General features: G+C 71.2%; 17 protein-coding genes. 7 read left to right on the top strand and 10 right to left on the bottom strand.

Annotated features, from left to right (window positions below):
- Nucleotides 1-91 precede the first annotated feature (91 nt).
- Together AC5JOC_RS14355 and AC5JOC_RS14350 are read left to right on the top strand one after the other, a co-directional pair.
- Nucleotides 92-1,126 (top strand): CPBP family intramembrane glutamic endopeptidase, encoded by a 1,035-nt coding sequence (locus AC5JOC_RS14355; protein WP_494246627.1) that lies wholly within the window; start codon nucleotides 92-94, stop codon nucleotides 1,124-1,126.
- Between the two features lie 161 nt (nucleotides 1,127-1,287).
- Entirely contained in the window at nucleotides 1,288-2,670 is a 1,383-nt protein-coding gene (locus AC5JOC_RS14350; RefSeq protein ID WP_494246625.1) for an LCP family protein, read from the top strand.
- A gap of 12 nt (nucleotides 2,671-2,682) precedes the next feature.
- On the opposite strand, the gene AC5JOC_RS14345 is transcribed toward AC5JOC_RS14350, so the two are convergent.
- Both AC5JOC_RS14345 and AC5JOC_RS14340 read right to left on the bottom strand, forming a co-directional pair.
- Entirely contained in the window at nucleotides 2,683-3,588 is a 906-nt protein-coding gene (locus AC5JOC_RS14345) for a LysR family transcriptional regulator (RefSeq protein WP_426738707.1), read from the bottom strand.
- 131 nt (nucleotides 3,589-3,719) lie between these two features.
- Nucleotides 3,720-4,385, bottom strand: coding sequence for an endo alpha-1,4 polygalactosaminidase (locus AC5JOC_RS14340; RefSeq protein ID WP_494246624.1), 666 nt, complete (start codon nucleotides 4,383-4,385; stop codon nucleotides 3,720-3,722).
- Nucleotides 4,386-4,437: 52 nt separating this feature from the next.
- On the opposite strand from AC5JOC_RS14340, the gene AC5JOC_RS14335 reads away from it, so the two are divergent.
- From AC5JOC_RS14335 to AC5JOC_RS14325, 3 genes are all read left to right on the top strand, one after another.
- Nucleotides 4,438-4,839 (top strand): hypothetical protein, encoded by a 402-nt coding sequence (locus tag AC5JOC_RS14335; protein ID WP_494246623.1) that lies wholly within the window; start codon nucleotides 4,438-4,440, stop codon nucleotides 4,837-4,839.
- A 99-nt stretch (nucleotides 4,840-4,938) separates the two neighbouring features.
- Nucleotides 4,939-5,514: an isochorismatase family protein gene (locus AC5JOC_RS14330; RefSeq protein ID WP_494246890.1), complete on the top strand. Its 576-nt coding sequence runs from the start codon at nucleotides 4,939-4,941 to the stop codon at nucleotides 5,512-5,514.
- Between the two features lie 79 nt (nucleotides 5,515-5,593).
- Entirely contained in the window at nucleotides 5,594-7,864 is a 2,271-nt protein-coding gene (locus tag AC5JOC_RS14325) for an MMPL family transporter (RefSeq protein WP_494246622.1), read from the top strand.
- A 19-nt stretch (nucleotides 7,865-7,883) separates the two neighbouring features.
- On the opposite strand, the gene AC5JOC_RS14320 is transcribed toward AC5JOC_RS14325, so the two are convergent.
- On the bottom strand, nucleotides 7,884-8,678 hold the full coding sequence (locus tag AC5JOC_RS14320) for an alpha/beta fold hydrolase (RefSeq protein ID WP_494246621.1): 795 nt from the start codon (nucleotides 8,676-8,678) through the stop codon (nucleotides 7,884-7,886).
- Nucleotides 8,679-8,712: 34 nt separating this feature from the next.
- The gene (locus AC5JOC_RS14315; protein ID WP_494246620.1) at nucleotides 8,713-10,437 is read right to left on the bottom strand and encodes a thiamine pyrophosphate-binding protein; all 1,725 of its coding nucleotides are present in this window, start codon (nucleotides 10,435-10,437) and stop codon (nucleotides 8,713-8,715) included.
- 223 nt (nucleotides 10,438-10,660) lie between these two features.
- Here AC5JOC_RS14315 and AC5JOC_RS14310 point away from each other — a divergent pair, with 223 nt between their 5' ends.
- Entirely contained in the window at nucleotides 10,661-11,848 is a 1,188-nt protein-coding gene (locus AC5JOC_RS14310) for a DUF4192 family protein (RefSeq protein WP_494246619.1), read from the top strand.
- Here AC5JOC_RS14310 and AC5JOC_RS14305 read toward each other — a convergent pair.
- On the bottom strand, nucleotides 11,833-13,290 hold the full coding sequence (locus tag AC5JOC_RS14305) for a helix-turn-helix transcriptional regulator (protein WP_124769726.1): 1,458 nt from the start codon (nucleotides 13,288-13,290) through the stop codon (nucleotides 11,833-11,835). The two genes, AC5JOC_RS14310 and AC5JOC_RS14305, sit on opposite strands and share 16 nt — an antisense overlap.
- A 123-nt stretch (nucleotides 13,291-13,413) precedes the next feature.
- Here AC5JOC_RS14305 and AC5JOC_RS14300 point away from each other — a divergent pair, with 123 nt between their 5' ends.
- The gene (locus AC5JOC_RS14300) at nucleotides 13,414-15,279 is read left to right on the top strand and encodes a phosphoenolpyruvate carboxykinase (GTP) (RefSeq protein WP_494246618.1); all 1,866 of its coding nucleotides are present in this window, start codon (nucleotides 13,414-13,416) and stop codon (nucleotides 15,277-15,279) included.
- Nucleotides 15,280-15,322: 43 nt separating this feature from the next.
- Here AC5JOC_RS14300 and AC5JOC_RS14295 read toward each other — a convergent pair whose 3' ends face one another.
- From AC5JOC_RS14295 to AC5JOC_RS14275, 5 genes are all read right to left on the bottom strand, one after another.
- On the bottom strand, nucleotides 15,323-17,251 hold the full coding sequence (locus tag AC5JOC_RS14295) for an ABC transporter ATP-binding protein (RefSeq protein ID WP_194605281.1): 1,929 nt from the start codon (nucleotides 17,249-17,251) through the stop codon (nucleotides 15,323-15,325).
- A gap of 182 nt (nucleotides 17,252-17,433) precedes the next feature.
- A complete protein-coding gene (locus AC5JOC_RS14290) occupies nucleotides 17,434-18,780 on the bottom strand; it encodes an MFS transporter (protein WP_079707347.1) in 1,347 nt (448 codons plus the stop codon).
- Between the two features lie 203 nt (nucleotides 18,781-18,983).
- Nucleotides 18,984-19,454, bottom strand: a complete 471-nt coding sequence (gene ribH / locus AC5JOC_RS14285; protein WP_064294813.1) for a 6,7-dimethyl-8-ribityllumazine synthase — start codon at nucleotides 19,452-19,454, stop codon at nucleotides 18,984-18,986.
- Nucleotides 19,455-19,537: 83 nt separating this feature from the next.
- Complete coding sequence (gene ribA, locus AC5JOC_RS14280) at nucleotides 19,538-20,821, bottom strand: GTP cyclohydrolase II (RefSeq protein ID WP_192006836.1); 1,284 nt, start codon at nucleotides 20,819-20,821, stop codon at nucleotides 19,538-19,540.
- Nucleotides 20,818-21,513 (bottom strand): riboflavin synthase, encoded by a 696-nt coding sequence (locus AC5JOC_RS14275; RefSeq protein WP_229938970.1) that lies wholly within the window; start codon nucleotides 21,511-21,513, stop codon nucleotides 20,818-20,820. The genes ribA and AC5JOC_RS14275 overlap by 4 nt, the downstream gene beginning before the upstream one ends.
- Nucleotides 21,514-21,527 lie beyond the last annotated feature (14 nt).

Below are 21,527 nucleotides of genomic sequence, written 5' to 3'. Positions count from 1 at the left end.
GAGGGCGGCTGGGCGCCGATCGGACAGCCCGCGCCTGGGCCGATCCGGACGCCGATCGCCGGCGGATCGCCCGCACCGGCCGCGGGCTCCGGTGATCGGTGCCGCCGGGCGGGCCGTGCTCGCGCAGCAGCCGGAGTCGGCGGCGGACCGCCAGCGCCGGCGCAACCGCGAGCTGGCCCCGATCCTGCCCACCAGGGTCCCGTGGGTCGCCGTCACGGTCTTCACCGTGCTCGCCGTCGGCCTCGCCTGGCTCATCGCCGCACCGCTGTGGCTGTCGGGTGAGGGACTCGCGAACCCCTGGTTCCAGCTCATCGCCCTCGGCATGATGTACACCCCGACCATCGCCGCGCTCGTCGTGGTGCTGTTCGTCGCCCGCCCGAGGAGCATCCCGCGGCTGCTCGGACTCGCGCCGCTGCGTCCCCTCGGCCGGACCCTCGGGCTCTGCGCGGCGGCGCTCGTCGGGTTCCCCGTCCTCGCGTTCTGCTCCATGCTGCTCGGGCAGGCCATGGGGCTCATCGAGCTCGACCTCGTCGGCCTGTCCGGTCTCGCCGCCATCATGACCGCCTCGGGCGCCGGCGAGCTCGGGCGGGACGACCTCACCACGGTCGCCCTGGTCCAGCTCCTCACCCTGCCCCTCGGCGTCCTGGTGGCATCGCTGTCCGCGTTCGGGGAGGAACTCGGCTGGCGCGGCTGGTTGCTGCCGAACCTCCTGCCGCTCGGCACCTGGCCCGCCCTCCTGCTGTCCGGGGCGATCTGGGGCGTGTGGCACGCACCGCTCATCCTCCTCGGCTACAACTACCAGCGGACCGACGTCCTCGGCCTGCTCCTCATGGTGGGCTGGTGCATGCTGCTCGGCGTCCTCATCGGCTGGTTGCGGCTCCGCTCCGCCTCGGTCTGGCCGGCGGTGATCGCCCACGGCGCGGTGAACGCCGCCGTCGGGGCACTGCTGCTGTTCGCCAGCCCGACGTCGATGCAGGACACCGGCAGTGTGTTCGGCACCCTGCTCGGCTGGCCGGGCTGGATCCTCCTCGCAGCGACGGCGCTCATCCTGGTCGTCACCGGCCAGTTCGGCAAGCGTGCGGTGCCCGGGCTGCGTGGCTCGGAGGTCGCCTCGCCCGTGAGCTGATCCTCCGACGCATGCGCGCCGCGTATGAGTCGCACCGGGCAGGCTGCTTGTCCGCCGCTTCGACGCTTGGTGCACTGGGACGATGCGCAGACCCGATCTCCCGATCTCCCGAGGCACCCGTCCGCCCACGTGCCGCCCACGCTCGCCGTCACGGCGGTGGGGTGAGCGCACGGGTCCGCCGTCGGCGCCTCATCGTCGGCATCGCAGGCGGCCTCGTGCTCGCGCTCCTCGGGGGTGTCGGTGCGCTCGCACTGCGACTGCAGGGCAACCTCAGCTCCGAGGCCATCGCCGCCCCGACCGGACGTTCGACCGAGCCCGCGCAGCCGGGCGCACCGGACCCGGCGATCAACGTCCTCCTCCTCGGCTCCGACAGCCGTGACCTCGCGGTCGGCGACTACGGCGAGGACACCGGCACCAAGCGCAGCGACGCGATGGTGCTCGTGCACGTGTCCGAGGGCAACACCCGGATCGACGCGATGCAGATCCCGCGTGACACGCTGACCGACCTGTCGATGTGCACGGACACCGGGCGGGGGACGCCCGACGACTACGGGATGGTGAACGCGGCGTTGAACTCCGGGGCCGCCTGCTCGGTCGCCGCGGTGCAGGCGATGACCGGTGTGCCGATCGACCACTTCGTCGAGCTCGACTTCAGCGGCTTCCAGGCGATCGTCAACGGCATGGACGGGCTGGCGGTGTGTCTGCCGTCGGACATGGAGGACCCCTATTCGAACCTCGCGCTGCCCGCCGGAGCACAGGTCATCGACGGGACGCAGGCGCTCGCGCTCGCCCGCACCCGGCACGCGGTGGGTGACGGCAGCGACATCTCGCGCCTCGGCAACCAGCAGATGGTGATGTCCGCGATCGTGCAGCGGGCGCTGAGTGCCGAGGTGCTCACCCGGCCGGACCGCCTCATCCGCTTCCTGGACGCGGTCACCTCCTCGCTCACCGTCGACACCGCGCTCGGCGACCTCGCGAGCCTGACCTCGCTCGCGCACCGGGTCTCGCAGGTGCCGGCGTCGGCCATCACCTTCCTGACCATGCCGTGGACCGAGGCGCCGTCGGACGCCAACCGGGTCGTCCCGAGCGATGACGCCGCGATCGTCTTCTCGAGCCTCGCCACCGATGTCCCGGTGCCGATCGCGGGAACCGCTGATGCGTCCCCCGCCGAGCCGGTCGCCCCGGTCGAACCGGTGCGGGTCGAGGCGGTCAGCGTCCTCAACGGCTCGCAGACGAACGGGGTCGCGACGGCGACGGCCGACCGACTGACCGCCCTCGGCTACACCGTCGCGTCGATCGGCGACGCGGAGACGGACACCCCGGTCACGCTCCTGCTCGCGCGCGACTCGGACGCGGCTCGGGCGACGGCCGCCTCGCTCGCCCAGGAGTTGGGGATCACGGTCGTCGTGAGCGGCGAACCGGGACCGGACGAGGAGGACGTCGTGCTCGTCATCGGCGACGACTTCGCCTCACTGACCCCGCCTGCCGCGCCGGCGCCCGTCGAGGTCGAGTCCCGCAACGCCGCCGCGGACCTCTGCGGCTGACGCGGGTCGTCGTCAGTCCCCGGGTGGGACCCGCTCCGCCAAACGGAGGAAGGCACTCACGGCGGGTGTCCCGACGCTGTCGTGGCGCACGAGCAGGCCGATGCTCCTCGTGACCGGTGTCGGGAACCGGCGGACCCGGGCGCCGTTCGCCGCAGCCCAGTCGGCGAGACGCTCGGGCACCACGGTCAGCCCGACGCCGGCGGTCGCGAACCGCGTGAGCGCGTCGCGCTGGGTGGTCACGATGACCCGCGGTGGCTGCACGCCGAAGCGGGCGTAGGCCTCGTCGGTCACGGCGCGCATCGACGTCCCGCGCGGCAGGGTCACCAGGGTGTGCGCGGCCAGCTCGTCGCCGGTGATGGTCGGCGGCGTGTGCTCGGCCTCGCGCTCGGCGACGGTCCTGAGGCCGGGGAGGACGATCGCGAACCGCTGTTCCTCCAGGAGCCGCACCTCGACACCGGGGCCGGCGGTGGCCACATCGGCCACGCCGAGGTCGATGCGCCCGAGGTCGACGGCCTCGAGCAGTTCGGCGGAGTCGACGGCGCCCGTGACCTCGATGCGGACGTCGGGGTGCGCGGCGTGGAACCGGGCGACGAGCTCCGGGACGTGGGTCGCGACGAGCGAGGGGAGCGCGCCGATCCGGAGCGTGCCGGCGGTGAGCGCCTGCTGGGCGTCGGCGAGCGCACGGAGCCCGTTCGCCTCCTGGAGCATCCGCCTCGCCGGGCCGAGCACGGACCGTCCGGCGTCGGTGACCTGCATGCGCCGACCGACCCGGGTGAAGAGCGCGAGCCCGAGGTCCGTCTCGCAGCGTTGGATGCGTCTCGTGAGCGAGGGCTGCGAGATCCGGAGGACGTCGGCCGCTGCGGCGTACGAGCCGTAGTCGACGACCGCGACGACCGCCTCCAGCTGCTCCAGGTTCATGCGTCGTGGGTCCGGATCATGCCTCCACGCTACCGACACCTGCTGGAGATGCCTGGGCGCCGGGGGTCCACCCCGCAACAGGATGCTTCGCCGCGGAAGCTCCTGCCCCGGAGCGGATCTCCTGCCGGGGCCTACCGAGCGCAGGCGTCGAAGACGTGGGCGGGGTCGTCGGCCGTCCGGAGGTCGCGGTCGCGCAGGATCGTGGAGAACGGGACCTGCGGATCGGCGCACACCTCGTCGAAGGTGCCGCGCAGGTCGTCGGTGTACTCGATGTCCAGCACGGCGCCTCCGTACACCTCGGTGTAGGTGGCGCACTCGTCGAAGCGGTGGCACTCCTCCGCGACGGCGAAGTCGAACCCGACGTCGTCCCGTCCTCGCGTGCCCAGCTCGGCGGCGTTCTTCTGCCCGATGAGGAGGCCCGCGTCGTGGGCGAGGTCGGCGTACCGGGTGGCGAGGGCGATCGCGTCCTCCACGGTGAGTCGACCGTCGGACCGGGTGTACGAGTCGAGGTTGTCGATCTCGACGGCGTCGAAGCCGGCCTCCGCGCAGCGGGTGATGCTCGCACCGACCCGCTCGGCGATGCGCGCGCGACGGTCGTCGGTGGAGAGGTCGAAGATGAGTTCGTCGGGCCAGTTCTCGTCGATGACCGGTTCACCGGCGTCGTCGGTGAGGACGAGGTCCGGCTCGGCCAGCCAGGCCTCGCGATCGGCCGGCTGGCTCTGGAACCCGTTGACGTAGCAGATGGAGTACCGGTCGGGGTCGGGGGAGTCGGTGCTGTCGCGGGCGACGCCGCCCACGCCGGCCGCCGGCTCGTAGCCGCCACCGAGCTGGTAGTCGAAGACGACGTCCGTGGGGAACCCGCCCGCTGAGTGGGTCGGTCCGGTGTCGGAGCTCGCACCGCTCGGGAACGGTGGAGCAGCCGGCGGCGGTGACCGCGAGCAGGAGGGCGGCGCCCGCCGCGGTGAGCAGGTGCGCGCGGCGGGGGAGACGGGTCATGTCTCCACCCTAGGTCGCGGTCCCGTCCCGGGGTCGCCGCTCAGCCGGTACCGTTGGGGCATGAAGTATCTGGTGTTGTTCTCCGCGGGTGCCGCGCTCATCGTGCTCGGGGTCGTCTTCGCGTTGCTCCTGGAGCTGCCGGTCGGGTTCCGGATCGCCGGGCTCGTCGCCATGCTCCTCGGCACCGTCGTCATGGGTGTGAACATCGGTCTCCAGTTCTTCGACCGCCGCAAGGAGCGCGCACGTCGGCTCTGAACCACGACGGCGCAACCACCTGACCCGGTCGGTTCCCCGGCGTTACCCTCGATGGAACCCACCTCCACCGAGGCGGGACGACGACAACCCGGAGGCATCGTGGCGCGCGCGCTCTTCATCATCGACGTACAGAACGACTTCACCGAGGGCGGTGCGCTCGGCGTGGACGGCGGCGAGGCCGTCGCCGCGGGGGTCACGCAGCTGTTGGCCGAGCACGGGGACGAGTACGCGCACGTGTTCGCCTCACGCGACTGGCACGACGCCGAGGGCGACAACGACGGTCACTTCGCGACGGGTGAGCCCGACTACGTGACGAACTGGCCGGTGCACTGCGTCGCGGGGAGTGCAGGCGCCGAGTACCACCACGCGCTCGACACCAAGAGCGTCGACACCCACATCCGCAAGGGCCAGGGTGCCCACGGATACTCGATCTTCGAGGGCGTGACGCCCGAGGGGCTGAGCCTCGACGAGGTCCTCACGGATGCCGGCATCACGGAGGTCGACGTCGTGGGTCTCGCGACCGACTACTGCGTCCGCCGGAGTGCGCTCGACGCCATCGAGCACGGCCTGCAGGTCCGCGTCCTCGCAGGTCTCGTCGCGCCCGTCGACCGGGCCGCCGGGGATGCGGCGCTCGCCGAGATCGCTGAAGCCGGGGGAGTCGTCGTCCCCGCCTGAACTCCGTCCCCGGGCGCCCGACGCAGATAGTAAGCTAGCTGCATATTATTTCGGAGCAGGGCGAGAACGGGGCGCGCGCATGACGCACGGACGACACGGCGGAACGCAGACGGACGCGGACACCCGGACGCAGCAGCGGGATCGGGCGGGTGCGCCGCGGTGGCTGCGGGTCGTGCTCCCCGCGGTCCTCATCCTCCTCTGGCTCACGGCCGCCGGCGTCGGCGGTCCGTACTTCGGGAAGGTGAGCGAGGTCGCGACCAACGACCAGACGAGCTTCCTCCCCGCGAGCGCGGACGCGACCGAGGTGCAGACGGCACTCGACGGGTTCCGGGAGGGTGACGACATCCCGGCCCTCGTGCTGTTCGTCCGCGACGGCGGGATCACCGACGAGGACCGGGCGGCGATCGACGACGAGCTCTCAGCCCTGTCCTCCACCGAGGGCGTCGCCGACGGCGTCTCTCCGGCCATCCCCTCCGAGGACGGCGACGCGGTCGAGGTCTTCGTCCCGATCAGCGGCGACGCGGAGGTCGGCGACGTCGTCGAGGCCCTCCGTGCGCAGCTCGCCGAAGCCGCCCCGGCCGGCCTCGACGTCTTCGTCACCGGCCCGGCAGGGTTCACCGCCGACCTCACCGACGCCTTCGCCGGCATCGACGGCATCCTCCTCCTGACCGCGCTCGGCGCCGTCTTCCTCATCCTCATCGTCGTGTACCGCTCGCCGGTCCTCCCGTTCCTCGTGCTCGGCACCTCGCTGTTCGCCCTCTGCACCGCACTCCTCACCGTGTGGTGGCTCGCGAAGGCCGGCGTCGTCCTGCTGAACGGCCAGGTCCAGGGCATCCTCTTCATCCTCGTGATCGGTGCGGCGACCGACTACTCGCTGCTCTACGTCTCGCGGTACCGGGAGGCGCTCCGCGACCACGAGCGGCGGTGGGATGCGACGTGGGCTGCGCTCCGCGGATCGTTCGAGCCGATCGTCGCGTCGGGCGGCACCGTCATCGCCGGACTGCTCTGCCTGCTGCTCAGCGACCTGAACTCGAACAAGGCGCTCGGGCCGGTCGCCTCGATCGGGATCGTCTTCTCGGTCCTCGCAGCGCTCACCTTCCTGCCCGCGCTCCTGCTGGCCTGCGGTCGCACCTCGTTCTGGCCGCTGCGCCCGAAGGTCGGGAGCGAGCACCGGGTGCGCGCCTCGTCGACCGACGACACCGCCGTGCCGACCACCGGTCTGTGGGGTGGGATCGCCCGCCTCATCTCCCGTCACGCCCGCGTCGTCTGGATCGGGAGCACCCTGCTCCTCCTGGTCGCGAGCCTCGGGGTCTTCCAGCTCAAGGCGGACGGCGTCGCCCAGAGCGACCTCATCCTCGGCACGTCCGAGGCCCGTGACGGTCAGGCCGCCCTCGGTGAGCACTTCCCGGCCGGTTCGGCGAGCCCCGTGTACGTCCTCACGCAGGAGGGCGATGCCGCGCAGGTCATCGGGATCCTCGAGGAGGCCGACGGTCTCGACAGCGTCCAGGTGCTGTCGAGCGACTCCGCGACGGGCACCGCGGATGCGACGGTGAGCGACGGGGAGGCGGTGTTCACGGCTCCCGCCGCGGGGCCGCCGGGGACCCCGGTGGCGTCCGCCGAACCGACGGTCGACGACGGCCGCATCCTGCTCCAGGCGACGCTCGACGCGGCACCGGACTCCGCGTCGGCGGAGGAGAGCGTGCGACAGCTGCGCTCGACCCTCGACGCCGAGGTCGGCACCCACACACCGGTCGGCGGCGTCACGGCGACCGCCATCGACTCGAACGACGCGTCCATCCACGACCGGAACCTCATCATCCCCGTGGTGCTCGCCGTCATCCTCCTCATCCTCATGCTGCTGCTCCGCTCGGTGCTCGCCCCGGTCCTGCTGATCCTCAGCGTGGTGGTGTCCTTCGGGGCGGCCCTCGGGGTCTCCGCGCTCGTGTTCAACCACGTGCTCGGGTTCCCGGGCGCGGATCCGAGTGTGCCGCTCTACGGCTTCGTCTTCCTCGTGGCGCTCGGGATCGACTACAACATCTTCCTCATGACGAGGGTCCGCGAGGAGTCGCTGCGGGTCGGAACGAGGGCCGGCGTGCTGCGGGGGCTGGCGATCACGGGTGGCGTGATCACCTCGGCCGGACTCGTGCTCGCGGCCACGTTCGCGGCGCTGGGCGTCATCCCGATCCTGTTCCTCGCGCAGATCGCGTTCATCGTGGCGTTCGGGGTCCTCCTCGACACGATCATCGTCCGGACGCTGCTCGTCCCAGCCCTCAGCCACGACATCGGGAGCGCCATCTGGTGGCCGTCGAAGCTCGCGAAGGGTCGGGTCGAGCACCGGCACGCGGCCTGACCGAGGCGGTCGCGACCGGCTACCCCTGCTCAGCGAGGAACGCCAGCACGGCGTCCTTGAACGCCCGCGACGAGACCGCGTTGAAGTGTTCGCGGCCGGGCAGCCCCACGTAGCGGGCACCGGCGGCTTCGGCGAGCCGCCGACTCCCGGCGGCGACCGCGTCGTCGTCTCCGGTCACGAGCAACATGGGCAGTGGCGGCACCTCGGCCGTGCTCGGCTGCGGTCCTCCGCGGAGGCCGTCCACCAGGGCGATGAGCGCCTCAACGTCGTTGCCCGGGACGCCCTCGGCCATCGTCACGTACGTGTCGGTGAGGGCGTGGGCGATCGTCGTCCCGGTCCTCACGTGGTGACGGGCCGCCTCCAGGTCGAAGTCGCGGAGCGAGTCGCCCTCGGGGAGGCCGCCGAGGCTGAGGGAGCGCACGCGGTCGGGGTGCCGGACGCCCAGCCGCCAACCCACCCGGGAGCCCAGCGAGTACCCGAGGTAGTGCGGCTCGTCGACGCCGTAGCCGTCGAGGACGGACAGGACGTCGTCGACGAGGATGTCGAGGCGGTATGCGGCCGGATCCGTCGGTTTGTCCGAGGCTCCGTGACCGCGTTGGTCGAGGGTCAGCAGGCGGTACCCGGCGCGCGTGAGCGTGCGTGTCCACCCGGCGAGGTCCCAGTTGAGTCCGGCGCTCGAGGCGAAGCCGTGCACTGCGATGATCGTGCCGAGGTCGCCTGTGCCCGGAGCCGGTTCGTGGAGGTACGTCGCGATCCGGATGCCGTCCGTCGACATGACGTAGGTGGGTGCGGTCGGGGCAGGCTGAGGAAGCACCCGTCAACGATACCCGCGGTGGCGCCGCACAGGCTCAGTCGACGGCGACCGGTCGTGGTCCCTGCTGCATCATCTCGGAGAGGTACGGGGCGACGACGCTCGTGGAGATGCGGCAGTCGAGCAGGAGGACGCCCTGCGCCCCGGCGTGGACCCAGTCGGTGAGTCCGTCGAGGTCCGCGAGCGTGTCGACCGTCACGCCCTGGCCCCCCAAGGCGCGCGCGAGGGCGGCGAAGTCGACCTCGTCGATGAGCATCGGGGTCTGGTCGAGTCCACGCGAGCCGTACTGGTGGACCTCGGCTCCGTAGGCCGCGTCGTTGAAGACCACGATCACGCCGCTCGGCACCGTGCGGATGACGGTGTCGAGGTCGGGGAGCGCCATGAGGCCGCCGCCGTCGCCGGTGCACAGGACGGTGGTGCCCGTGTGCCCGGCCGCCGCGGCACCGACGGCGCTCGGGAACCCGAGTCCGATCGACTGGTACGCCGTCCCGACCATGACGAGGCGGTCGGGGGAGGGGATGTCGAAGTACATCGGCGCCCAGCCGATGAAGTGGCCGCCGTCCTGCACGACCGTGCGGTCGGCCGGGAGCAGCTCGTCCAGTCGGTGCGCGAGGCTTCGTGGGTCGAGGCGCCCGTCCGCGCACAGCCCGTCGCCGGTCGAACCGTCACCCAGGTCGCGGTCGAGGTGCGGTGCTGGGCGGGCGCGGCCGGCCGACGCGACCCATCCGGACCCCGCGCCGTCGGAGAGCCGTTCCAGGAGACCTGCGGCTGCGAGGGCCGCGTCACCGTGGATGAGCTCGTCGACCCTGGCGTTCGTCGGGGCGTCGGCGAGGTCGACCTGGATGACGTGCGCATCGGCGGAGAAGGCCTCGCCGAACCGCATCGTGAACTGGTTGAGGCCGGCGCCGACGACGAGCACGACGTCCGCTTCGGCGATGCGTGTCGCGGCGTGCTCCGTCGCGAAGCCGCCGGCCACCCCGAGATCACGGGGGCTGGAACCGAAGAGCCCGCGTCCGAGCGCCGTGGTGGCGGTGTGGGCGTCGAGCCGCTCGGCGAGCTCGCCGAGGACGGGTCCGGCGTCGGCCAGCCAGGCTCCACGCCCGGCCAGGATGAGCGGACGGTGTGCGCTGCGCAGGGCGGCGGCGGCGGTGTCCAGGCGCCGTGCGACGGGCTCCACGCGGGACGGCCGGACGAGCGCCGGGTGGTGTGGTGTCCCGTCCGCCCGCAGCGGCTCGTCGGACGCCACGGCGGCGAGGTCGTAGGGGATCGCGAGCACGACCGCGGTCCGGCGGTGGACGGCGTGCTCGATGGCCCGCAGCGTGGTCGCGGTGGCGTCGTCACGACCGACGGTGAAGGTCGGGGCACCGAGCCCGGCGGCGATCTGGAACTGGTCGACGTCCCAGGGGCGGGCACCGGTGGTCGGGGCGTCACCGACGACGAGGACCAGCGGGATCTGGGCCATCACCGCCTCCGCGAGGGGTGTCAGGGTGTTGGTGAATCCGGCTCCGTAGGTCGCGGTCGCGGCAGCGAGACCGCCGCCCGCGCGGGCGTAGGCGTCGGCTGCGGCGACACCGCCGGCCTCGTGCCGCATGGCGGTGAAGCGGGTCGTGGTCGAGGCGAGGGCGTCGAGGAGGTGCGCGTTGCCGTTGCCCATGACGCCGAACACCTCGGAGACATGGCGGCTGAGTGCCTGTGCCACCCGGGCGGAGACGGTGGAGGAGCGGATCGACGTGAGAACGGTCGACGAAGCGTGTTCGGACATGGGAGACCTTCGAGAACGTGGACGGATGGGATTCCGTGTGTGTCTCGCCGGTGCTGGCCGCGCTATCGCCCTTTTTTCGAGCAACGACCCCCGTGTTGCGGAGTCTGACGAGCACACTCTACTCCGCGGTGACCGCGCTGCACAGTGCGGCCGCGACAGCATCCGCTCCACATGCGTGACGCCTGCCGGACAGTCGGACCCGGGTTCGATCGAGGCTTGCTCCATGACCCACATCGTGCAGGCCAATGCGGCCGAAGACCTCCTCGCCCTCATCCCCGGACTCGTCGGAAGCACTCCGAGATCGAGTCTCGTCGTCGTCCTGTTCGCGGGCCGTCACAGCCGCGGCGCACTCCAGGTGCACCTGCCGGCCGGAACGGACGTCGACCGGCAGGTGGCGGACGCCGCCGCGGAGCGCGCCCTCGGATTCGCCTGCCGGGCCCCGGGTGTCGACGCCATCGTGCCCGTGGTCTACACGGACGACGCGTTCGGAGCAGGGGCGGAGCCGCCGGGCAGGACCATCGCCGACGCGGTCCTCGAGCTGGCGAGCGCACAGGGGTTCACGGTCAAAGACGCGCTCTGCTCGGCCGCTGACGGCTGGGGCTCCTACCTCGACCCTGGACTCCCCGCCGGAGGGCGCTCGCCGGGGATCGTGGCCTCGGCGGCGGTCCCGCCGGTCCCACCGCTCCCGTGGGAGCTCGTCACGACCGAGGTCCCGCGGGTGGACGTGGCGACGTTCGCAGCCGTCGACCTCGAGTACCGGGTGCTCTGCGCTCGACTGGCCTCCATGCTCGACGCGGCCGCCGATCACGCGCGCACGACCTGGCGGATCGACGTCGGAGACGCCGTGGAACGACTCGACGGCCTTCCTGCGGTCTTCGAGGACGCGCTCGCCCGCGGCGTCGATGCGATGACCGCTCGGGAAGTGGCCTTCCTGTTGCTGAGCCTGTCACGCCCGTGGGCGAGCGATCTCGCACTCATGCAGTGGGCGTTCGGGCGCGAGCTGGGCGAGGAACTCGACGACGCCGAACGCGCGTACGGGCATCTGCCGGTCGGGACGGACGACCCGGAGGTGTTCCACCGGGTCGCCCACCTGCTGGTCGGCGACGGACCGCATCCCGACGTCCAGCGCATCCGTGCGGCGAGCAGCCTGCTCCTCGGCGTCGCGGCGCGAGCGTCGGAGTCGGCACGCGTCGCGCCGCTCGCCATGCTCGCCTGGCTGTCGTGGGCGCTCGGTCAGAGCACGCGCGCGGCCGCCTTCCTCGCCGAGCTGGTCGACGAGGAGCTGGACCACCCGCTGGCGGCGACCGTCGGTTCGCTGATCCGCCAGGGGCACCTCCCGGCCTGGGCGTTCTGCAGCACCCCGGGAACACACGACGGCGTCGCCGCCCCCAGCGATCAGCCCGCCGCGTGACGCTCGAGGAAGTCGTAGACCTCGGAGTCGTCGACGCCGGGGAAGGTGCCGCTCGGCAGCGGGGAGAGGATGTGGGTGTGCAAGCGGGCGCTCGGCCAGGCCTGCTCCCGCCACTTGTCGGCGAGGTCCGACGGCGGTCGACGGCAGCAGGTCGGGTCCGGGCAGGTGGAGACCGCACGCGTCGTGGTCTCCCGTCCGCGGAACCACTTCGCCTCGCCCCAGGGCACGCCGACCGAGATCGAGAACTCCCCGGCCTCGGTCGTGCCGGTCTGCGTCGCGCACCAGAAGGTACCGGCCGGGGTGTCGGTGTACTGGTAGAGCTCCGTGGTGCGGTTCGTCCGCGCGAAGGCGTTCCGCGCGCTCCACTTCCGGCACACGATCTGGCCCTCCACCGCGCCCGTCACGTCGACGGGCAGCGGCAGCGCATCGTTCTCATAGGCCTTCGAGATCGCCCCGTCCTCGGAGACCCGCAGGAAGTGCAGGCGCATGTCGAGCCGGGCGGTCGCCAGGTTGGTCAGGCGCAGCGCCGCGGCCTCATGGGTGACCCCGAAGGCGTCGCGGAAGTCCTCGACGGCCAGGTTGCGATCGCGCTTGGCCTGCTGCAGGAACGACACCGCGGCCGTCTGCGGCATGAGCGCCGCCGCAGCGAAGTAGTTGATCTCGAGCCGTTGCCGGAGGAACTCGGCGTAGCTCGTCGGACGCTGGTGCCCGAGCAGGCGGTGCGCCATCGCCTGCAGGGCCATGGACCGCAGGCCGTGCCCGCCGGGGATCGACGCCGGTGGCAGGTAGATGCGCCCGTTCTCGAGATCGGTGACGCTGCGGGCGGAGTGCGGCAGGTCGTTGACGTAGATGAGGTCGAAGCCGAGCTGTTCCGCCATGATGCTCACCGTGCGGTGGGTGAGTGCGCCGGTGCTGTGCCCGGCGCGCAGCACGCGCGACTCCGCGAGTTCCTCGATCTCGGGCAGGTGGTTGTCGCGCTCCCGCATCCACTCCCGCAACTCGGTGTTGGCACGCCGCGCCTCCTCCGGGGTCGCGATCGCCTCGCTCGCGTGCCGCTGCAGTTCGCGGTGCAGGCCCACGAGTGCGCGGAGGGCCTCGTCGGGGATGCCCTTCGACGGCTTGACGATCGGCAGGGTCAACTCGCCGTAGAGGGCACTGCGCTGGAGGCGGTCCAGCTCGATCTCCAGCGCCGCGCGGGGGTTCGGTGCCTCCTTCGACAGGAGGTCGGTCAGGTCGACCCCGAGCGCGGTCGTCAGCTCCTGCAGCACCGACAGCTTCGGCTCGCGCTTCCCGTTCTCGATGAGGGAGAGCTGGCTCGCCGCCAGCCCGACCCGTTCGCCGAGGTCGTCGAGGGTGAGGCCTCGCCGGGTCCGGAAGTGCCGGATCCGATGGCCGAGCGTGAGGAGCTCGGCAGCGGCGTTCGATGCGGGAGTCGGCGTCATTCCTTCACCGTATCGAAAGAACCGCGATTCTTGAAGGGTGAAAGACCGTGAAGATCGACCGATACGGGCGCATGGTGGCTCTACGACCACTTCTTGACCGTCCCACCAACGCCGGAGGAACGCATGTCCATCGCAGCACTGATTCCCGACACCGCACCCGCTCCCGCCGCCCGCGCGGAGCTCCGAGCGGTGCCGCGCCCGAAGCGCAGCGGCCTCGCCGAGCTGCACGCCTGGGTCGACGACCTGGCGGCCCTCCTGGAGCCGTCCGCGATCCACTGGGTCGACGGCTCCGCGAGCGAGTCGCACCGGCTCACCCACCAGCTCGTCGAGGAGGGGAAGCTGATCAAGCTCAACCCGGAGTGGCGGCCGAACAGTTTCCTCGCCCGCAGCGATCCGCGCGACGTCGCGCGCGTCGAGGACCGCACCTTCATCTGCTCCGAGCAGGAGGAGGACGCCGGCCCGACGAACAACTGGCGGGATCCCGCGGCGATGCGCGACGAATTGCACGGGGTCTTCGCCGGCAGCATGCGCGGCCGCACGATGTACGTCGTGCCGTTCTCGATGGGCGCGGTCGGCGGGCCGCTCTCGCAGCTCGGCGTGCAGATCACCGACTCGGCGTACGCGGTCCTCAGCATGGGCATCATGACGCGGATGGGCGACCGCGTCCTCGAGCTCATCGCCGACGGACAGCCGTGGGTCCGGACCGTCCACTCGGTCGGCGCTCCGCTCGAAGCAGGGCAGGCCGACGTGGTCTGGCCGTGCAACGACACCAAGTACATCGTCCAGTTCCCGGAGACGCGCGAAGTGTGGTCGTTCGGCTCCGGCTACGGCGGTAACGCACTCCTCGCGAAGAAGTGCTTCGCGCTGCGGATCGCCTCGGTCATCGGACGCGACGAGGGCTGGCTGGCCGAGCACATGCTGCTGGTCCGGGTCGTCTCGCCGGAGGGCCGGGCGTTCCACATCGCCGCCGCGTTCCCCTCGGCCTGTGGCAAGACCAACCTCGCGATGCTGCGGCCGACGATCCCCGGGTGGACGGTCGAGACCCTCGGCGACGACATCGCGTGGATCCGGCCCGGCGACGACGGCCGTCTGTACGCCATCAACCCGGAGGCAGGCTTCTTCGGGGTCGCACCCGGCACGGGCGCCGGCACGAATGCGACAGCCGTCGACACCCTGTGGGGCAACACGATCTTCACCAACGTCGCGCTCCGCGACGACGGAGACGTCTGGTGGGAGGGACTGACCCCCGAGCCGCCCGCCCACCTCGTCGACTGGCAGGGGCAGGACTGGACGCCCGAGTCGGGGCGCCCGGCGGCCCACCCGAACTCGCGGTTCACCGTCGCGGCGGCGCAGTGCCCGTCGATCGCCGACGACTGGGACGCGGCCGACGGCGTCCCGCTCGACGCGATCCTCTTCGGCGGGCGTCGTGCCACGAACGTCCCGCTCGTGGTCGAGGCCAGCAGCTGGGAGCACGGCGTGTTCATGGGGGCGACGATCTCCTCCGAGCAGACCGCCGCCGCCGAGGGCACGGTCGGGGAGCTCCGTCGCGACCCCTTCGCGATGCTCCCGTTCTGCGGCTACAACATGGCGGACTACTGGAGTCACTGGTTGCGGGTCGGCGGTGCACTCGAGCACGGCAAGGCGCCGCGGATCTTCCAGGTCAACTGGTTCCGGAAGGACGCCGACGGCTCCTTCCTGTGGCCTGGCTTCGGCGAGAACTCGCGGGTCATCGAGTGGATCGTGCGGCGGCTCGAGCACGAGGTCGACGCACGGGAGTCGGCGATCGGCCGGTTGCCCGTCCTCGACGAGCTGAACCTCGACGGCATCGACGTGCCCGAGGCCGACCTCGACGCCCTGTTCGCCGTCGATCGCGAGTCCTGGCTCGTCGAGTGCGACCTCACCGAGTCCTTCTTCGACACCTTCGGCAACCGGGTCCCGGCCGCCCTCCGTGCGGAACTCGCCGCCCTGCGCTACCGCCTCCGGTCCTGATGCGTCCGCTCGCTCGCCCGACGACGGTCGGGCGAGCGGAGCGTCACACGAGGAGCTGGTGCTTGGCGAGTTCGCGGTAGAGCGGGACCTCGGTCACGAGGTCGCTGTGGGTGCCGACGCCGACCACCCGACCCTCCTCGAGGACGACGATCTGATCGCTGTCGACGACGGTCGAGAGCCGGTGCGCGATGACGATGAGCGTGCGTCCCGTCGCGACCGCGTCGATGGCCTCGCGCATCATCTGCTCGTTGACGCCGTCGAGGCTCGAGGTCGACTCGTCCAACAACAGGATCGGGGGAGCCGCGAGGATGGCGCGCGCGATCGCGAGGCGTTGCCGCTCGCCACCCGACAACATGATGCCGTCCTCGCCGACCGGAGCGGCGAGACCGAGCGGGTTGCGGTCGAGGACCCCGCCGAGGTTGACCGCGTGCAGCACGCGCTCGCAGTCGGCGTCGCTCGCATCCGGTGACGACAGCAGCAGGTTGTCGCGCAGCGTGCCGGCGAGGACCGGGGCGTCCTGCTCCACGTACCCGATCTGGTCCCGGAGGTCGGCGCGGGGGATCGTGCGGATGTCCACGCCGCCCAGGCGGATGGCACCGGCCGTCGGGTCGTAGAACCGTTCGATGAGCCCGAGGATGGTGCTCTTGCCGGCGCCGGACGGTCCGACGAGCGCCGTGCGTCTGCCCTGCATCGCCGCGAAGGACACTCCACGGAGCACCTGACGACCGAGCGCGGACTGCGCCTCGGTGAGTCGGGCGGCATCGGCGGCGACGACCTCCGGCGCGCTGGTGCCCTCGCTCAGCGCCTCGGTCGCGAGCGCCTCCGCTGCGGCCCGTTCGCGCTCGATGACCGCCGCGTCCGGGTAGGCGAACTCGACCCCGTCGAACTCGATCGCCGGAGCGGACGCTGAGGCGGTCCCGGGACGTCCGACCCGCGCGGCGATGGCCGCGTCGTCGTCGCCCTCGTCGGGCAGGTCGAGGATCTCCTGGATCCGGCCGAGCGCTCCGAGCGCCTGGTTGACGCTCGTGATCGCGCCGAAGGCCTGGCCGAGCGGCATGATCATCATGAACAGGAAGAGGATGAACGCGACGAGACTCGCGATGGTGATGGCCCCGGACGCGACCCGGAACCCACCGACGCCCAGGACGACCAGGAACGAGGTCTGCATGGCGATGCCGGCGACCGGGACGACCAGCGAGGAGATCTTCGCGATCCGCACGCCGACGCCGTAGACCTCCTTGGCCACGCCGTCCACCGCGTCGATCTCGCGGTCGGTCGCGTTGGACGCCCGGATGGTGCGGATGGAGCTGATGGCGCGCTCGACCGCGGCGGCGAGCTCGCCCACCTTGGTCTGCTGCTCGCGGCTGGCGACGCGGATGCGTCCGCTCAGGGCGACGACCACGACGACCGAGACGATGACGACGAGGAGGGTGAGACCCAGCAGGACGGGGTCGATGATCGCCATCGCGATGAGTGCGCCGAGGAAGGTGATGGCACCGCCGACGGCGTCCACGAAGCCCTGCGTCAGGACGGCGTAGAGCATGGTCGTATCGCTGCCGACCCGCGAGACGAGGTCGCCGGTGCGGCGCGTGTCGAACTGGCTGATCGGCAGCCGGAAGATGCGCGCGATCAGCTGGCGCCGGGAGGAGTACACGACCCCGGTGCCGGCGCGCTGGAGGAGGTAGTGCTGGTACCCGCTGATGACGCCGGAGACCACGACGAGCCCGACGAGGAGCCACGCCAGGTTGCCGAGCGACCGGCCCGCCTCGACGACCCCGATCACCTGGCTGACGATGAGCGGCTGGGCGAGTGACGCGGCCGCTCCGATGACGCTCAGGATGATGACGACGATGAGGATCGAGCGGTGCTCGAAGATGTACGGCATGAGCTGCTTGAGGCTCGCGCGGGGACCGTCGTCCTTCGGTCGGCTGAACGGGTTGCGGCTGCGTGCCGGGCGCGCTGGGGTGCTCATGGTGCTCTTCCTCCGAGGTGCGGTGCGCGGCTCCGAGACGTCCATGGCGACGGCGCACCGTGGTTCAACTCTAGGCGACGGTCGCACGCGCCGAGCCCGAAGCCGACGCACCGAGCGCGGACGCACCGAGGGCCGGTGCGCGGAGACGTCCTCCACGCACCGGCCCTCGGTGGTCGCCTCGATCAGGCGTCGATGTCGACGTCCTTGGTCTCCTTGGAGACGATGAGGGCGACGAGCGTGATCAGGGCCATCGCCGAGAGGTAGACGCCGACCCAGAACGGGCTGCCGCCGCCGGCGCTCCACAGCGCGACGGCGATGAACGGTGCGACCGCGGCACCGAGGATCGACGACACGTTGTAGGAGATCCCGGACCCGGTGTACCGCACGTTCGTCGGGAACAGCTCGGGCAGCAGGGCGCCCATCGGTCCGAAGGTGAACCCCATGAGGCTGAATCCGATGATGAGCCAGATCATGACCCCGGTGAACCCGGCGCCGAGCAACGGGACCCAGACGAGACCGAACACGAGGATCGCGCTCGTCACGACGATGAGCGTCTTGCGGCGTCCGTACTTGTCGGCGAAGGGACCGGACACGAGCGTGAAGATCCCGAAGAAGACCACGCCGGCGATGAGCATGAGCACGAAGGTCGTGTAGCTGTAGCCGAGCCCGGCGACCGGGGCGTCGAGTGGCGCACGGCCGTAGCTCAGGGAGAACGTCGTCATCAGGTAGAAGAGCACGTAGGTGGCGAGCATGAAGAAGGTGCCGAGGAGCAGCTTGCGCCAGTGCAGCTTGACGACGCTCGCGAGCGGCGACCGCTGCACCTTGCCCTGCTCCTTCGCGTTCGTGAACGCGTTGCTCTCGACGAGACGGAGACGGACCCAGAGGCCGACGATGACCATGACGACGGAGAAGAGGAACGGGATGCGCCAGCCCCACTCGAGGAACGCCTCGGACGGCATGGACGGGTCGTCGCTCGGCAGGATCGCCGCGATGATCAGGAACAGTCCGTTGGCGATGATGAAGCCGATCGGCGCACCGAGCTGCGGGAACGTGCCGAACAGGGCACGCTTGCCGGTCGGCGCGTTCTCCGTCGCGACGAGGGCGGCGCCCGACCATTCGCCGCCGAGCGCGAAGCCCTGACCGATGCGGAGGATCACGAGGAGCAGCGGGGCGACCCAGCCGACGAGCTGGTAGGTCGGCAGCAGGCCGATGAGGAAGGTCGCGATCCCCATGGTGAGGAGGGCGCCGACGAGGGTCGCCTTCCGACCGCGTTTGTCGCCGAGGTGCCCGAAGATGACGGCACCGACGGGGCGGGCCACCATCGCGGCGCCGAACACGGCGAAGGAGGCGAGGAGACCCGCGGTCGGGTCCTCACTCGGGAAGAAGAGGTGCGGGAAGACGAGGACGGCGGCCGTCGCGTAGACGTAGAAGTCGTAGAACTCGATCGTCGTGCCGATGAGGCTGGCGAGGACGACTCGGGAGCGCGGATTGACCGGGGCCTTGGTGACTGGGGTTGCTTCGAGAGACATGCGTGCGCGTTTCGGTTCGGGAATGGACGCCGTCGAAGCATCAGCACCGGTCGCGCACGCCCGCCGACGACGGCAGGATCAGAGGTTCGCCCGCTTGTGGCAGGACCATGACACTGTACGCCGAAGTACGGCATTCCGGTATTCGGTTGCCCGGAAGGGCGTATACCGATACCGGAATGCCGCGTGATGCGCCTCTGCTCGGGTCAGCCGCGCAGCTCGCGGAGGACGACCGCGGTCGCGACGGCGGCATCAGCGGCCTCCGCCCCCTTGTCCTCCTTCGACCCGGGCAGCCCTGCGCGGTCGAGCCCCTGCTTCTCGTCGTCGAGGGTGAGGACGCCGAAGCCGACGGGCTTGCCCGTCTGGATGCTGACCTGCGTGAGGCCACTCGTCGCGGCGTCGGAGACGTACTCGAAGTGCGGCGTGCCGCCACGGATGATGACCCCGAGTGCGACGACCGCGTCGGCCCCGGCCTCGAGGGCGGCCTTGGCGACGACCGGGAGTTCGAAGCTCCCGGGGACCCGCACGAGGCGGTGGTTGGCGCCGCTCGCATCGAGGGCCTTGACGGCTCCGGCGATGAGACCGTCGGTGATGGTCTCGTGCCAGGTGCCGGCGATGACGACGATGTCGAGGCCGGTGCCGTCGACGCTGATGGTGGGGGATCCTTCGCCGCTCATGCGGTCTCCTGTCTTCTTCCCTCGAGCGCGTCGAGGGGTTGGTGGTGTTCTCGCTCCTCGAGGGAATCGAGGGCGGCGGTGGACTACTGGTGGGGGTGCGGTTCGGGTGCGAGCTCGAACCCGATGCTGTGGCCCATGCGGTCGCGCTTCGTCTCGAGGTAGCCCTCGTTGAACAGGCCGACGCCGACCACCAGGGGGACGCGCTCGCTCACGGCGATGCCGTGGTTCGTGAGCTGTCGCTCCTTCTCCGGGTTGTTCGAGAGCAGGCGCACGGAGGTGATGCCGAGGTCCGTCAGGATCGCGCTCGCCGCCGTGTAGTCGCGGGCGTCGGCCGGCAACCCGAGCGCGAGGTTGGCGTCGAGGGTGTCGAGACCGTCCTCCTGCAACCGGTAGGCGCGCAGTTTGTTGACGAGGCCGATGCCGCGCCCTTCGTGCCCGCGCAGGTAGACGACGACTCCGCCGTGGCGCTGGATGGTGTCCAGAGCACTGTCGAGCTGCGGACCGCACTCGCACTTGAGCGAGCCGAACGCCTCGCCGGTCAGGCACTCGGAGTGGACGCGCACGAGCGCACCGGTGGCCTGCGGGTCGCCGGCGATGATGGCGACGTGGTCGGCACCGGTCCTGCGGTCGCGGTAGGCGCGCAACCGGAACGAGCCGTGCGTCGTCGGGACGGTCGTCTCCACCTCGAACGACACGTTCGACGATTCGGGGATGGCCGCCTGGGCGGCGCGTTCCTCGGCGCAGACCGCAGCCGCATCGGGGTTCTCCTCGAGGAAGGCGATGAGTGCGGCGATCGTCGTGACGAGCACGCCCTCCCGCTCCCCGAGCGCGATGAGGCCGGGCAGGCGCATCATCTCGCCGTCGTCGGCGACGATCTCGGAGATCGCCCCGACGGGGACCAGCCCCGCGAGCTTCATGAGGTCGACGGCCGCCTCCGTGTGGCCGTCGCGCTCACGCACCCCGCCGTCGACGGCGCGCAACGGGACGATGTGTCCGGGGCGCGAGAGACTGGCGGGCACGGACGCCGGGTCGGCGAGCACGCGCAAGGTGTGGGCGCGGTCGGCGGCGCTGATGCCGGTGCTGAGCCGGTCGGCCGCGTCGACCGTGACGGTGTACGCGGTGCCTCTGGGGTCCTCGTTGAGCGCGACCATCGGCGGGAGGGCCAGTCGGTCGGCGATCTCGTTCGTCATCGGTGCACAGATGAATCCGGAGGAGTGTCGGACCGTCCACGCGATCCACTCCTGGGTGGCGGACTCCGCGGCGAGGATCACGTCGCCCTCGTTCTCTCGCCCTTCGTCGTCGGCCACGATGACCGGTCGGCCCTGGCGGAGTGCCGCGAGGGCCTCCGGGATGCTGGCGATGCTCATGCGTTGCCCCTTCCGGTGGCGGTGGTGCCGACCGGGTCCGCGGACTGCGGATCCTGGCCGATGCTGCTGGGGAATGCCGACTCGAGACGGCTGAATGCGAGCATGCGCTCGACGTGCCGGGCGAGGATGTCGGTCTCGAGGTTCACACGATCGCCGGGGACCCGCTCACCGAGCGTCGTCGCGGCCAGCGTCTCGGGGATGAGGGACACCTCGAACCAGGCTTCCGGTGCGTCCGGTGCGCTGATGGCGCTGACGGTGAGCGAGACGCCGTCGACGGTGATCGATCCCTTGTCGACGACGAGCGGCGCGAGTGCCGCGGGGAGCGAGACGCGCACGACGCGCCAGGCCTCGCCGGGCACCGTGGCCAGGACGGTGCCGGTGCCGTCGACGTGACCTTGGACGATGTGGCCACCGAGGCGGTCGCCGACGCGGGCCGCGCGTTCGAGGTTGACCGGAGATCCGACCGTGACGCCGTCGAGGGAGCTCATCGCGAGGGTCTGGGCCATGACGTCGGCCGTGAACGTCTCGCCGGTCTGCTCGACGACGGTGAGGCAGACACCGCTCACGGCGATGGAGTCCCCGTGCCTGGTGCCCTCGAGGGCGAGCGGGCCGCGGACGGTGAACCGTGCCGAGTCCTCGCCGTGGTCGATGGCGACGATCGTGCCGAGTTCTTCGATGATGCCCGTGAACATGGGTGGTCCGTTCT

Source organism: Plantibacter sp., from assembly GCF_059073635.1.
Note: the sequence above shows the minus strand (reverse complement) of the source record. Positions and strands in the feature narration are given on the sequence as shown.

Excerpts from the sequence above, each read along its gene's own strand:
- AC5JOC_RS14345 (WP_426738707.1), bottom strand. The coding sequence starts at position 3,588 with ATGAACCTGGAGCAGCTGGAGGCGGTCGTCGCGGTCGTCGACTACGGC.
- AC5JOC_RS14325 (WP_494246622.1), top strand. The coding sequence starts at position 5,594 with ATGACGCACGGACGACACGGCGGAACGCAGACGGACGCGGACACCCGG.
- AC5JOC_RS14315 (WP_494246620.1), bottom strand. The coding sequence starts at position 10,437 with ATGTCCGAACACGCTTCGTCGACCGTTCTCACGTCGATCCGCTCCTCC.
- AC5JOC_RS14310 (WP_494246619.1), top strand. The coding sequence starts at position 10,661 with ATGACCCACATCGTGCAGGCCAATGCGGCCGAAGACCTCCTCGCCCTC.
- AC5JOC_RS14305 (WP_124769726.1), bottom strand. The coding sequence starts at position 13,290 with ATGACGCCGACTCCCGCATCGAACGCCGCTGCCGAGCTCCTCACGCTC.
- AC5JOC_RS14300 (WP_494246618.1), top strand. The coding sequence starts at position 13,414 with ATGTCCATCGCAGCACTGATTCCCGACACCGCACCCGCTCCCGCCGCC.
- AC5JOC_RS14295 (WP_194605281.1), bottom strand. The coding sequence starts at position 17,251 with ATGAGCACCCCAGCGCGCCCGGCACGCAGCCGCAACCCGTTCAGCCGA.
- AC5JOC_RS14290 (WP_079707347.1), bottom strand. The coding sequence starts at position 18,780 with ATGTCTCTCGAAGCAACCCCAGTCACCAAGGCCCCGGTCAATCCGCGC.
- ribH (WP_064294813.1), bottom strand. The coding sequence starts at position 19,454 with ATGAGCGGCGAAGGATCCCCCACCATCAGCGTCGACGGCACCGGCCTC.
- ribA (WP_192006836.1), bottom strand. The coding sequence starts at position 20,821 with ATGAGCATCGCCAGCATCCCGGAGGCCCTCGCGGCACTCCGCCAGGGC.
- AC5JOC_RS14275 (WP_229938970.1), bottom strand. The coding sequence starts at position 21,513 with ATGTTCACGGGCATCATCGAAGAACTCGGCACGATCGTCGCCATCGAC.